The organism is Vibrio sp. Vb1755 (assembly GCF_033338635.1).
GTDB classification, from domain to species: domain Bacteria; phylum Pseudomonadota; class Gammaproteobacteria; order Enterobacterales; family Vibrionaceae; genus Vibrio; species Vibrio alginolyticus.
Genome location: NZ_JAWOTA010000007.1, coordinates 113,588 through 127,396 on the forward strand (window position 1 = coordinate 113,588; position 13,809 = coordinate 127,396).

Here is a 13,809-nt window from a genome sequence, read left to right on the forward strand (position 1 = left end):
TTGGGGTGTTAGTAATGGAACTCATCGATAAAATTCAAACGATCTCACGCTGGCGACGTGGAGATCAACGCGCTCCGCATAAACCCTTAATGTTGTTATATGCTTTATCTCAATATAAGCAAGGCCATGAGCGCTTGTTCCAGTTTGAGAGTGAAGTGGATAACCAGGTAAAAGAGCTGCTGGTTCAGTATGGCCTTTCGCGAAAAGCCTACCATCCGGAGTATCCATTTTGGCGTTTAGCTAACGAGCAAGATCCATTTTGGGAATTAAAAAATGGTGAAGAGTGTATTCCTCGTAAAAGCAATACAGACCCTAAAAAATCAGAGCTAATCAAATACAATGTAATGGCTGGGTTTGATGCGAATTCATACCAGAACTTGATCTCTAATCCTGAGTTGATAGACAAAATAGCTTCCAAGTTAATCCAAGACAATTTCCCTGATACGTTACAGGAGGAGTTGTTTGTTCGTTTTGGTTTCGAAGTTGATACGTCAACTAAGCAGCGTGATCCCAATTTTCGGATAAATGTTCTACGCGCTTACAACTATAGATGTGCAGTGTGTGGTTTTGATTTGGCTTTAGATACTGTCCCTGTTGGTATTGAAGCTGCGCATATCAAATGGAAGCAGTATTCTGGTGCGTGCGAAGTTTCAAACGGTGTTGCTCTTTGTAGCATTCACCATAAGGCATTAGATAAAGGTGTCATTGCTTTTAATAATGACCTAAAAGTGCAGGTTTCTCCTGCTGCGATGGGTGGTGCTATGGTTGAACAGTTAATCTGGCGTTACGAAAACAAACAAATTAGTTTGCCAAGAGAGGCCTCTTTATACCCAGCGGATAATTTTGTTGAATGGCATGTAAGAGAGGTTTTTAAGTCCTCATGAGAAGGTTTTAATGTATAGGTTAAACATGAATAAAATTTTAAATTGGAGCTTTTTATTTTTTGAATAAGTATTTTTTATATTTAGAGTGGAATTTATTAATTTAAAATAATATTAGAGTAGTCAGTGAGGTGGTGATTTATGGCGAATAGAAATGATTATATTATATTAAACAAAAAACTTGATAGATATGCTAAGATTCTTGAAGATAATGTTGGCACAAACCTAGGTAGTGATGAAGTAGAAAGACGTAGATTAGGTTTCTATATTTACATACTCGAACAGGTTTGTAATGAATCGGATGTTTGTACACTAGCCGAATCCGTCATTGATACTGCATTCAATAGGAAGGTTTTTGACCGAACTGTAAATGACTGTGGTGTAGATGCTATATATTTAAATGACAATACAAAAGAACTTAAGTTGTTTAACTTCAAATATCGAAAAGACTTTAAGCCAGGTTATACCCAAAAGTTGAACGATAGTTTTATGTCTACTAAGTTCCTAAACTTTGCCATTCAAGAAGATAAGAAACTTATCAATAAATACCCTCAGGATGTTAAAGAGAAGATATATAAAGTGTCTTCTATTTTAAATCGTCCAACAGATGAATGGACTGTTGAGTTGTATCAAGTTAGTAATGATGCGGAAGAAGTTAGGGAGCACAATAAAGAGCTTGAACACCTTGCTTCAACTTACGCTATCAAGGTAAAACCATTAGCTTTATCAACAATAGCTAGCTTTATGACAATTCGCCCAGAGAAAATTGATGCGAAGTTGCTAATCGATAGCGATGCCATAATGAGTTACTCCGAAGATAACAAAGCGTCAGCGAAGTCCTTTATTGCAAGACTTAAGTGTAGTGAGATCTTGCGAATTACATGTGATGACAATGAGCTTCGTGAGACTCTTAACTTAGAAGATGCATCCAAACTTCAATCTAGTGATCTGGATTTTAGTGTTTTATTCGATAATGTCCGTGGGTTGGTTAAAAGGTCTAAATACAATGAAAATATAGCGGATTCTTTAAAGACTGGGCCTAAAAAATTCTTTATGTATAACAATGGCATTACTTTAATTGCAGAGGATATAAAGTCAAAACCGCTCCCAGGAAATAAGAGTATAAAACTTGAACTATCCGGCATACAAATTGTTAATGGGGGGCAAACCCTAAGAACTATTCATAAATTCAATCAAGATGATGAAGATAATTTAGAGAGTTATCTTTATGATGCTGAAGTTTTAGTCAGAATGTTCATGCCAGATAATGAGTTAAATGAATCACATAAAATAGCAGAATATACGAATAGTCAGAACCCAATTAAATCAATTGACTTAAAATCGCTAGCCTCTGAACAAATAGAGATTGAACGTTACTTAGATGAGTTCAATATAGCATATGCTAGAAAGTCTGGCGATACAGGGCCTAAAGAAGACAAAGACTATAAATACACTGTAAATATGGAGCTTCTCGGTAAACTGCTAAAAGCTAAGTCTGGTAACCCAGATAAAACAACAAGTAGTGTGAAAGATATGTTTGAAGGAGGATATAAAAAATTATTTATAACTGACTTCGAGATGACCGAAATACCTATGCTTATAGAATGTTATTTTAATATTGTAAAAGAATTTAAACTTCTTAAGATTAAGGGTAATCAGCTTAAATATTACTATGTTATATATTTGAAATATCTAATGCCAGAGTTATCAATCTCTGAACTTATTGATAAGTTAGAAAGTTCTTTGGCTAAGTATTTGGAGGATCAACCAGAAATTACTCCCGTAAAAGCACTGGGCTCAGCTCTATTTAAAAAGTCACTACTTAATAGTTTAGAGTTACAACCTTAATTCTTCATTTAAGAAAATAAGCTCCTCAGGGGAGGAGCTTATTATTATTTACTACACTGAAGATGCAACACCAGTTAAGCTGCGATGATTTCTAATGGACGCTATTCCATCCTCAACATGTGCAGCCCAAGCTTGTTGATACGCTTTCGTATCTAGCTTTGGGTAGTACATCTTCAGCATTAGTTCAGTTACATCACTAGTCTCACCAAGCCAAGTGTACTTATCTAGTACAAGTGAGCCATCTAACTTAGCTTCTTGGCCTTGGTATCGAAAATCACTTTCAATTGAACGGAAGAAAGCAATACGTGCCGATACGTTTGGAGTGATACCAGTATAGCCCTTCAACTTTTTAAGCTGTTCTTCAGTAGTGCGAGTCAGGTTCATACGATTAGGTAGCATTACACAGCCTCCTTAGTTGTTTCTCTCCAGAAGTAACCTTCCTTCAAGGTTGAAGACTTAGTTATACCGTCAAAGCAGATTTCGTAAGTGCGCGCAATATCGTCTTGAATAAGGCTGGTGTAGTTTCTATCGATCTCTGTATCTGTCGATAGGATCACAACTTGGTGGCTTGCTGTTGGGAAGTAGTTCTCAACCAGCTTATCACGGTGGTGAGAGTCTAAGCGACCTAGTGGTGTATCAATAATAATTGGCAGCCTACGACCAGATGTACGGCCTAGTGCTTCCAGAATCGAGATTGCGTAGATCTGTTTTTCGCCCGCAGACATTGCTTTGCGATTGATCTTGATACCGTATTCATCGACTAGTTCAACATCAAATGACGCAGGGTTAATTGAAGCGGATAGCTGCAAATCTTCTTTACGAGCTAGCTTCTTGTAGGACTTGACGAACTCGTTTTCTAACTGCTTGACGCGAGCTTTAGTTAGTTGCTCACCAAATTTCTCAAGCAATAAGATTGAGTTTTGGGCATTGCTAATACTCTGATCTTTATTGGATTGATCTTTATTCTTATCGTGTAGCTTCTGAATTTGACGAGCTGTCTCTAGTGCTTGGCGCAATTCACGTTTTGCTTCTTCGAGCAAAGCATGGTATTCGATAATCAGCTTTTCTTTTTTCTTATCTAATGCGCGGACGTCCGAAAAAAGCTCTTGCACCTGCTCTTGCTCAGGGGCTCGTGCAATATTGTTTGAAGCGTTGTCTATCTCTTCTTCGACTTTTTGAAGACGCACTCGTGCTTCATCGAAACGTGAAAAAGATTCTCGAGCCAGATTTGAGAGTTGATAGTCAATAGTATTTGCTTGACGGTCGGAGATATCCAAAAGCAGCTCGGCAGAATCAAACTCACCTACGTGTGCTTTAAAGCTATCAGCAATCGCACTTTGAGCCATCTCTGTATCAAAACTTGGGTACTTTGAACGCAGTGTTTCTAAGAATGAGTCCAGTTCATTACCAAAGTTCTGTTTCTTCTTAATCTGTTGTTCTTGCTTGATCTGAGTTTGAAGGCGCTGCATTGCACTAGGTGCTAGCGCGAATGGAAGACTTGTCTCCATCTCCATACGGATTTGCTTTTCAAGCTCTACTTTCTCTTTAAGCAAGCTATCTACTTTTTGCTGCTCATCTTCTCTGGTTTTTGCCCAAGCCCCACCATTCTGTGACAGCTTGTTCTCTAGACTAAGAATATCGCGTGATACGAGCTCAATTTGTGCGTCAACGATGTCCGCTTCACCGCGAAGTTTCTCTGCATTGCGCTCGTGGCTGATACGTTTCTCATCAAGAGAATCCATTTCCTTTTTTAACGATTGACTTAGTGCGCTAGAACCTTGTTTTTTCAAGAAGATATTTAAGTCACTCTTGAGCTTTGCGATAACATCTAAGCCCAATAGACGACGAACTGCAGTCTTTAGCACCGTGCCAGACTCATCTTCAGCAAGTTCTGCGATTTTTTCGCCGTCGAAAAAGAATAAGTCAGCGATGCCTGTTGGGATTAATTCGTTTAGAAAGCCCTGACACTGATCGTAATTGAGCTCGGGAATTTGAACTCCGTCTTTTTCAAGGCATAGATTATCTTTCTTACCGCGTTTCCAGCCGCGAATCACTTTATAAGTGTTTTCTTCGCCGTTTTGGCTGTATTTAAACTCAAGTTCAATCGATGCGTTATCTTGAACTCCACCATGACCGACGCCTTTATGGATAAGGTCGGAAAGCGCATCAACGTACTCACCATTTGACAACACTTGGCTAAATGATTGACGGCCAAAAAGAGCAAGTCGTACAGCTGTCAGAATTGATGTTTTACCAGCACCGTTAAGGCCACCAAACAGAATGATTGGTCGTTCGGTTCCTTCAATAGGGCCATTTTTACTCAGACGAGCAGGAGCAGGGCGCAAGTCGATTTCATGTACGCCACGGAACACTCGAAAGTTGTTTAGAGTTAGTTTTGTAATTAACATTTCAGTATTTAAAACTCTTTTTGGAGCAGCTTATCTAGCTCGGCAAGTTGGTCGTTGTAGCGCTCGATCTCTTTTTGGTGAATATCAAACTCAGCTTTACTCTGCAGAGAAGCATGCTTTTGTTTGATCTCTTCCAAGCTACCCCAGTCTCGCTTCAATAGTGACGCGATTTTATTTGAAATACCGCTACGACGGCTTAACCCTTCCATCGAGACTTCTAGCTCGATAAGCTTCATGATCATCTCTGGTTCAATATCAAAGTTGTCACAAAGCTCATGAATGAGCTGTGCGTCATCTTTACCAAAACTTGCGTTATCGTCATATACCCAATCAAGGTCGTAACCATAAACTTCTTTGAAAATAGTAGGCAGAGAGTCGTCCCAGTCTGGCTCATTTGGATCGTGAATCCACTCTTGGCGAATAGCATGAAGTTCAGGTACTGTGATCAGCTCTATCTCTCTTCCTTCAGCTTTAAACTTCTTATCCAGTTCTAGCAACTCGCGCAACCACTGACGACGATATTTCAGCCAGTAAGGTCCCGGAACGTGCTTACGTTCGGTTGCGATGTCCTCGCCTTCTTTTGCGTATTGGTAGCTAACTTTACCTGTGCGACGCTTATGATTTCGGTATTCTTCTTTGTTCGCAGGATCGGTTGTCATTGACAGCTTATTACGAAACTCAAGAAGAGGGGCCATCCATTGCTCACCATTTTGGATAAGACTTTCCATTGCACGGTCTTTCGTTACGACAGTACAGGTCCAGCAACCAAAGCGAGAGTTACCACAAGATGGTGTTGTCTCATCAATGACCATTGGGCATTCGCCTTGACCAGAAGAGTCTTTGTAGAGATTCCACAGCACAAGGTTTTTGCCACCCCACGGATTTTCCCATTCAAGATCATACTCATCGATCCAAATGTTCTTAGGTCCGTACGGGGTTTGTTTAGTTTCTAGGTGGCAAAGACGCAGTAGCTTCCAAACATCATCTACACCCCATGTATCGATAGGGGTAAAAATAAACGCATTTGCAAGTGTTGTGTGGCGGGCTAATCGTGAGCCATCAATTTTGTGTTTCGCGATGACCTGCGCACGTGAGGCACTTTCTTGGCTACGAGAGCCAAGTACTACAATCACTTCATCAAACTGTGAGACTTTAGACTTGATAAAGTCGCTCACAGGATCAATTTTCATTCGTTCTGTACACCAACGGAAAGAACGTGTTGGCGCTGGGTAGCCTTTACCAAGCAAGTTTGCCCAAAATGTTTGATTGTCTTTAGGGACGACTTTATGGCAAGTGATAGGTAGGTTATCGCGCTTCGCGCCTTTCTCGATAGCAGCCAACGAGTCTTTGATGTGGTTAACAACAACAGGTGTTTCAACAAGTGTGTCTGAAGATACAACAAAAACCGGTTTCTGGCGGTCTTTTGGCTCTAAGCCAAGTAGTGCCAAGTAAACTAACGACATTACTGCTGATGAGTCTTTACCACCGCTGTAGCCAATTACCCATGGGCGTTTGTCTGCACAGTAGACACGCTGCACATCTGCAATGTAGTGGCTTAGTTTGTTATTTGCGAAGTCTTCTGCGTTGATAAAGTCTTCGTATTCGGCTAGGTCTTCTGCCAGTTTTAGCTCGTGTATCATGATAACTGCTTCTCTAGAGCTTTCTCTTCTGGGGTTAGTGGTAACCCAAGTTCAATTTTTAGTGCGTTGGCAGTAAGTTGAATGTTCTGTGTCGACTTACTTAGTTTGCCGTGGTTCATGCTTCGTTTGATCCAGTCCGGATTGGTTTTTAACCAGTTAACTTTGCCCAACTGCTGAAGCTTTTCTTTCCATTGTTTCGGTTCTTGGCACAGTAGGTGTTTACCTAGGACACCGATGGCATGTAACCCGACGCCATGCGCATGTATATATTCTTGGCGAAGTTGTGCTGGTGATACTTCTTTATCAATAACCAATTGCCAATCTTTTATGTGGCGAGTCACTTCTTCCCAGAATTCAGCTGCAAGTTGCTTTTCTTCTTCGTTAAAGCCGTCCTTGGGACCTTTGCTCAAGAGTGCGCGAGTCGATTGTTTGATGCTACTTAAAGTAAATAGCTTGTTCGACTTAGGGCTAATATTGGATTTCTCCATTTCAGTTAAACCGATGAAAGGCTTAACTTTAGTTGCCAATTCGCGAGCAAGCTCGGAGCTTTCATCTCTATGGTCATACAGCGTACCCAGAGACGGGCTAGGCTTTACCGCGTATTTGTTGAGATCAGCAAACATCTGTTGGCTGCGTGTAAGTCCTTCATCAATGAAGAACAACACAGGGATATTGTCCTGACCTAAGTCCGGGTTTTCCCTTAAGGCTTCTTCGATTGCTTTACGACGATGTTGCCCATCATTGATCAAGATTTGGGCATCCATAGGAACTTTTAGAGTTCCTAAATTCGGTGCACCATCATGATCTTCAAATGATATATCGACACCTACAGATACTGTTAGTGCAGAAAAAACATAATCTTTTGGGTTATCAAGAAGGTACTTAACCATTTCTGGAATACGAGTTTTATTCAACGTTCGTTGAGCTCTTAGCTCAGGCGGAACGTCGTCTTCGTTGTAACTGAAAATTTTAGGAATGATCCTAAGAGGGCACGTTGCAATGTAAAAGGGACGTCCTGCTTGAATACCTCTAACAGCAGGAAAGGAGTAGCAATAGCCTGAATCTTGATTTTGCATGTGAAACCTTAGTTAGTTTGTTATTTTTTGACGTAAAAACTAAAAGTAAGCAAAGTTAATAGTTTTTAGTTTGTCAAAAAATGACATACTTTCGATCTAGTTTGTTATGCAGTCATTTCAAATTTGCGAAATATTGCATTGGTTTGCCAAAATAGGTCGAGTATTTTACAGGGATAGACGTTAGATTTCCATGGCAAGGTCTGTTTTTTCTGAAGGTTTAAGTGGATGCTTTCTTATTTACTTTAAACCCTCTGATTTCCTTATTGTGTTTGCCTAAAAGCACCTCAAATTCTGCTCGAACCATCTGAGTCTCTTCAGTTGGTTCAAACTCCATTAACTTCCCTAATCGCTTATCAAAGCTCTGCTGCTTTTTGTAGTTCTCGTGTTCGGATGGCATATAAAGATGCTTGTTGAGCAGTGGTGGTCTGCGCTTCTCATCTACGTAGTCAAAGAAGTCTATATCTTGTTCAGCCATTTTTATTTTGATGCGCTCGACCAGAAATGGTACAGAGTGCTCGAAGTTGTCATAAGCAGTTAAGGTTAGCTTGCCTGACGTGATATGGATTTTGATTAAATCGATTTCTTCATCCAGTTCGCCATACATTTGTAAACCCGCACCTACGTATGTGCGCAGTAAGAGTGGTAAATCATCGATGTAGTCACGATGTAGGATAAGAGAGTGTCCCTCATTCAATAAACTTGCAGGTAATTGCTTGTGGGCCTTTTCACATTGCGTGTTGATTAGGTCTGTATCGGCTATCGCAAACAGCAATTCTGCAGCGAGATTAAGTGCGGTTTTATAATCATCAAATAGAGCTTTAATATCGCGCTTGAGTGATTCTGGTTGTTGCGTATAAGGCTTTCTCTTCTCAAACAGTCCCATCGTAAAGTAAAGCAACAGGTCTTCTTTACGGCGCTTTTCTGCTTTTTCGAATTCTTTGGTGTCGAACATTTCTTGCAACAGACCAAACACTTTTTTGTGTGAGCCGATAAGTGCTCTTGTTTTGTCTGATTGCTCAAACTCTTCGTTAGCGGGTATGCGACCTAGCGTTAAGCATGTGTTCCAAAATGCGTCGAAAAGTTCTTGGTTTTGAGTGATCAGAAGCTTGGCTTTGTCTTTTGCTTCGACAGGCTCTGGAGAGGTGAGTTGCTGCCATTTATGGTGGCGCTTGTATTTGCTTTGTAAGTACTGCTGCTCTTCGAGCTTATCTTTGAATATGTAAAAAATGCCGGGTGCAACGGTAATGGCATCCTCTTGCAAGCTGCGTTCAATATAAGCCTTTATCTCAGACTGAGCGTAATACTTTTGAAAGGTATTACGGGAAGTAATCACTCCATCTTTATAGGGTTTGAATTGAGCGATATAGCTTTCGTTAGCAAGCATGACAGAAACAACAAGAAACTTATCCGCTAGCTCCCAAGCACCTAACAAAGCATCTAAACGTTCATCTTGGTCTTCAATCACGTTCAGAACAAAGCCAAGGTTGACGATGTCAGAACTCACTTTGTCGTTATCGGGCTGAAAGTTTGGATCCCACCCAAGAGCATCTAATCCATGAGCTTCCAACTCTCTTAAGTCATCACCACGCCCACAGCCATAATCAAAAATAGAATGATTGCCTTCTAAATATCCATATTTTACGAGACTTCTCATAGGAGCAGACAACGCATGCCTGACTAAAGCTGTTCGGTGTCGTTCTACTCCTATCTCGGCTAACTGCGGCACAGCTGAGCAACGAAACAAACGACCATCAACTAGCGCATAACCATGACGTTTAATTATATTCTCCCATGATCGTTTGAAACCAATAATACGACTGTTTACATAAAGGCCTGCATTTTCACCTTCTTGCGTGAGGGAAAAAAAGTGTTCGTAATATTTGCTTTCAGGCAAGACCATGGTTTCTTTACGATGTAAAATCGGCGGGTTATCGGAGTCATTGTAACTCATGGTTTTATGGCTGAGTTTTGATAAGTCGACATTCATGCTTTGCTGTAGCGCAGGGTAGGAGTCGCTATAGAAATCAGGATAGTAAAGTAAGGACAAGCGGAACTCTTTTTTAAACAATTTAACTAGATTCCAACTTTCGTCATCAAGGCTTACCGCTTTTGCTACCGCAGGGATAAACTGAGCTAAGGTGTTAGGCAAAGCACTGAATGCGTCTCTATGAAGGTAAACCGCGTTTGGAAGCTGTTTTCCTATTTTGATTTGTGACACTAGTTTTAAAAAAATTTTTTCATTCATAGCATTGCTCTAGCTGCGTTTTATGAGGGGTAAGTATATGCCATGTGATTTTACTCAGCCGCTTCAACTAACAAAAAAGCGCTGGTTAACCAGCGCTTTTGCATTTATTAAGGGCATTACATCTTTTTAAAGATGATGGAGGTGTTGATGCCGCCAAAGGCGAAGTTGTTACTCATCAAATATTTCACGTCCAGTTCTCGGCCTTGTCCGGCGATGTAGTCTAAATCGCCACATTGCTCGTCGAGGTTTTCTAGGTTGAGCGTTGGGTTAAACCAACCTGTGTGCATCATTTCTAAACCTAGCCACGCTTCAATCGCGCCACAGGCGCCTAGTGTGTGGCCAAAGTAGCTCTTGAGTGAACTTATTGGCACTTTGCCCAGAGCATTCGCTGTTGCGTTGCTTTCCGCAATATCGCCGCGGTCGGTGGCAGTGCCGTGAGCAGATACATAGTCGATCTTCTCAGCAGGAATGCCCGCGTTTTGCAAAGCCATTTCCATACAGATTTGCATGGTTTCCATCTGTGGTTGAGTGACGTGTGCGGCATCACAGTTGCTGGCAAAACCGATGATTTCTGCATAGATTTTCGCGCCACGAGCGACGGCGTGTTCGTACTCTTCCAGAACTAGCGTTCCCGCACCTTCACCAATCACCAAACCATCGCGATCGGAGTCATAAGGTCTTGGTGTGCTTTTCGGGTCTTCATTCTTCAGACTGGTGGCAAAAAGGGTATCGAAGACAGCGGATTCCGTTGGGCACAATTCTTCAGCGCCACCAGCAACCATGACCGTTTGGTAGCCATGTTTGATCGCTTCGTAGGCGTAGCCGATTGCTTGGCTGCCAGAGGTACATGCACTGCTGGTTGGGATCACTCGGCCTTTCAAACCAAAAAATAGACCAACGTTCACTGCTGTGGTATGCGGCATCATCTGCACGTAAGTCGTTGCGGTGATCGCTTTGGTGGTTTTCTCATTCAGCATGACACCAAATGCACCGATTGCGTCAGTACTGCCTGTTGATGAGCCGTATGCGATACCCGTTTGACCATTGGTGAGTACGTCGTTACCAATCAAACCTGCTTGGCTCAGTGCGTTTTCTGTTGCGACGGTCGCCAATTTAGAAACACGCCCCATGCCGCGTACTTGCTTGCGCTTGTAGTGCTTTGGCAGTTCAAAATCTAAAATTGGTGCCGCGAGCTTGGTGTTCAAACCATCATACTGTTCGTAAGAAGGCATGTATTGCGTCGCGTTCTGGCAGTCACGCAGTTTTGGTTCGACAGATTGCCAATCGTTACCAAACGCAGTCACGCCCGACATTCCGGTTACAACGACTCGACGGTTCATACTAGGCCTCCGTTTACCGAAATGACTTGGCGAGTTACATAGCCTGCGATGTCAGACATAAGGTAACTGACTAAACCAGCGACTTCTTCTGGTTCTCCCATGCGGCGCAAAGGAATTTGCGGCATCGCGTGTTCTTTTACGTGTTCGTCTACCATGCCTGTGTCGATAAGTCCCGGTGCAACGCAGTTAACGGTGATTTTGCGTTTTGCCAGTTCAAGTGCGAGTGATTTTGTCGCACCAATTACACCCGCTTTTGCTGCGCTGTAGTTGGTTTGACCACGGTTACCCATCAGGCCAGAGACTGATGCAAGGGTAACAATTCGACCACCTTTACGCCTTTGCACCATTGGCATAACACAAGGGTGAAGAACGTTGTAGAAGCTATCTAGGTTGGTATGAATCACGCCATCCCATTCTTCTTCGGTCATCGCAGGGAAAGCGGTATCTTTTGTGATGCCAGCGTTGTTTACGACGCCATAGTAAGCGCCGTGTTCGGCGATATCGGCTTCGAGCTTCTCACGACAATCTGCACGGTCACTGATGTCGAATTGGATAAGACGACCGCTACCACCATGCTGTTCGATGGTGTTTAGGGTGTCTTGCGCGCCTTGTTGATCGCCCATGTAATGGACAATGATTTGGAAACCATCTTTGGCTAATTGAACGGCAATGGCTTTACCGATGCCTTTGCTGGCACCTGTAACGAGGACTTGTCGGGTCATTGTTGACTCCTGATTTTCATTTCTTGTAATTTTTCTTCTGATGGAACGTAAACGTTCAATTGGCAAGTCGCTACAACAGTTCCTTGTAGCTCAATACGGGCTGAAAAAACCGCCATACCGTTATCTTCCATGATTTTTTCGGCATACACATCGAGCATTTGTCCGCGAGAAAACGTATCGCATTCAGACGTGTATCGACGGCTACCAAGCAAAAAGCCAATCGGTGGCGCTTGTTCTTTCATTAATGCGTGGTAACCAGACCACGCCGCGACAGATTGCGCCATAAACTCAATGCCAACGTAAGCTGGCACAGTTTGAGAGGCCGAGTCGAAGAACGGGTTGTGTTCTCCGATATCAACCTGGCAGTGAATCGTATCTTGTTGAACATCCAAAGCACGATCAACCAAGATCATTGGTTTGTCGTGTGGCAAAAGTTGTTCGATGGGAGGAAGTTTAGTCATGAGCGTAACCAAAAATAAGACTAATATTATTGCCACCAAAAGCAAAAGAGTTGCTGAGAATCGCTTTGTTATCCAGTTTGGTTGGCGTCTCAACTAACGATATATGGATATCGTCTGCTTTGGTTTCGCAGTGTTGTATTGGCAAATCAAGGTTGTACTTGAGAATATGCCAAGCGATCGCGGCTTCCGTTGCACTTGCTGCGCCTAATGTGTGTCCGGTAAGTGGCTTTGTCGAGCTTACGGGAACGGAGTCACCAAAGCAGCGATGAATGGCTTTGCTTTCCATCGCATCGTTTAACGGCGTTGCTGTGCCATGCGCGTTGATGTAACCAATGTCTTGCGCTGTAAGTCCTGCATTGGCCAACGCTTTTTTCATCGCTTCTTCTGCGCCTAACCCTTCTGGATGTGGTGCGGAAATATGGTGTGCGTCTGAGCTGTCGCCAGCTCCGAGAAGAGCAACGGGCGCAGGTGTTTTGCTTAGCAACATTAATGCTGCGGCTTCACCGATATTGATGCCGTTGCGATGTTGGTCAAACGGCTTACAAAGGCTATCGGATAGAGCTTCTAAACCGTTAAAGCCGTTTAGTGTGAGGCGACAAATGGTATCCACACCACCCACAATAACCGCATCAACAATGCCAGAGCGAATCAGGCGTTGCGCGGTTAAAAAGACACGGCCACTAGAAGAACAGGCGGTTGAAACTGAGTAATGTGGGCCGCTCAAATCAAAGTAGGCGGCAATAAAATCGCTGCAGTTGCCAAGCTCTTGTTTGGTGTAATGGTAGTCGGCAGGAAAATTACCCTTTGCCAGCTTTTCACCAAATGCGATTTCGCCATCTGAAATGCCAGATGTGCTGGTGCCGATCACGACTGCGATACGGTCACGACCATATTTAGCAATGGCGTCACGCACGTCGCCTTCGATTTGCTGCAAAGCCGAAAGTGCGAGGCGGTTGTTTCTCGTATCAAACTGGCTGAGTGCGGGTGGTAATTGCGGTAACGTCTGTGCGATTCGACCGATTACTGTTTGGCGGCCTGAATTTAAAATATCTCGGTCAACCACCATGTTGGATGGCTTCGCTCCCGATAAACACTGGTGGATGAGCGCATCATCTTGTCCCATGGCAGAGTGAAAGCCACAGGCCTGAATATACAAAGGTTGAGAAGAGCGAATAGGCATATTGTTAT

The 13,809-nt window shown here is 42.7% G+C and carries 11 protein-coding genes; 2 read left to right on the forward strand and 9 right to left on the reverse strand.

Going from position 1 to position 13,809, the window contains the following annotated elements:
* Nucleotides 1–14: 14 nt before the first annotated feature.
* Together R7E00_RS09030 and R7E00_RS09035 are read left to right on the forward strand one after the other, a co-directional pair.
* Entirely contained in the window at nt 15–884 is an 870-nt protein-coding gene (locus R7E00_RS09030) for a phosphorothioated DNA-binding restriction endonuclease (protein WP_262606277.1), read from the forward strand.
* 138 nt (nt 885–1,022) lie between these two features.
* On the forward strand, nt 1,023–2,729 hold the full coding sequence (locus R7E00_RS09035; RefSeq protein WP_213917105.1) for an AIPR family protein: 1,707 nt from the start codon (nt 1,023–1,025) through the stop codon (nt 2,727–2,729).
* Nucleotides 2,730–2,780: 51 nt separating this feature from the next.
* Here the strand turns inward: R7E00_RS09035 and dndE are convergent, their stop codons facing one another.
* The 9 genes from dndE to R7E00_RS09080 all read right to left on the reverse strand — a co-directional run bounded on the left by dndE (nt 2,781) and on the right by R7E00_RS09080 (nt 13,801).
* Nucleotides 2,781–3,128: a DNA sulfur modification protein DndE gene (gene dndE / locus R7E00_RS09040; protein WP_213917106.1), complete on the reverse strand. Its 348-nt coding sequence runs from the start codon at nt 3,126–3,128 to the stop codon at nt 2,781–2,783.
* On the reverse strand, nt 3,128–5,137 hold the full coding sequence (gene dndD / locus R7E00_RS09045) for a DNA sulfur modification protein DndD (protein WP_262606278.1): 2,010 nt from the start codon (nt 5,135–5,137) through the stop codon (nt 3,128–3,130). The genes dndE and dndD overlap by 1 nt, the downstream gene beginning before the upstream one ends.
* A gap of 8 nt (nt 5,138–5,145) precedes the next feature.
* Nucleotides 5,146–6,777 carry a DNA phosphorothioation system sulfurtransferase DndC gene (locus R7E00_RS09050; RefSeq protein WP_021453027.1) on the reverse strand — a complete coding sequence of 544 codons (1,632 nt, stop codon included), beginning with the start codon at nt 6,775–6,777 and terminating at the stop codon, nt 5,146–5,148.
* Nucleotides 6,774–7,853 carry a DNA sulfur modification protein DndB gene (gene dndB, locus R7E00_RS09055; RefSeq protein WP_053320519.1) on the reverse strand — a complete coding sequence of 360 codons (1,080 nt, stop codon included), beginning with the start codon at nt 7,851–7,853 and terminating at the stop codon, nt 6,774–6,776. Before dndB ends, R7E00_RS09050 begins: the two co-directional genes overlap by 4 nt.
* Nucleotides 7,854–8,070: 217 nt before the next feature.
* The gene (locus R7E00_RS09060; RefSeq protein WP_262606279.1) at nt 8,071–10,098 is read right to left on the reverse strand and encodes a DNA phosphorothioation-associated putative methyltransferase; all 2,028 of its coding nucleotides are present in this window, start codon (nt 10,096–10,098) and stop codon (nt 8,071–8,073) included.
* 116 nt (nt 10,099–10,214) lie between these two features.
* Nucleotides 10,215–11,438, reverse strand: coding sequence for a beta-ketoacyl-ACP synthase (locus R7E00_RS09065; protein WP_021452981.1), 1,224 nt, complete (start codon nt 11,436–11,438; stop codon nt 10,215–10,217).
* Nucleotides 11,435–12,160: a 3-oxoacyl-ACP reductase FabG gene (gene fabG / locus R7E00_RS09070; RefSeq protein WP_262606280.1), complete on the reverse strand. Its 726-nt coding sequence runs from the start codon at nt 12,158–12,160 to the stop codon at nt 11,435–11,437. Before fabG ends, R7E00_RS09065 begins: the two co-directional genes overlap by 4 nt.
* Complete coding sequence (locus R7E00_RS09075) at nt 12,157–12,621, reverse strand: hotdog family protein (protein ID WP_158173732.1); 465 nt, start codon at nt 12,619–12,621, stop codon at nt 12,157–12,159. Before R7E00_RS09075 ends, fabG begins: the two co-directional genes overlap by 4 nt.
* Complete coding sequence (locus R7E00_RS09080) at nt 12,614–13,801, reverse strand: beta-ketoacyl-[acyl-carrier-protein] synthase family protein (RefSeq protein WP_262606281.1); 1,188 nt, start codon at nt 13,799–13,801, stop codon at nt 12,614–12,616. Before R7E00_RS09080 ends, R7E00_RS09075 begins: the two co-directional genes overlap by 8 nt.
* Between the last annotated feature and the right edge of the window lie 8 nt (nt 13,802–13,809).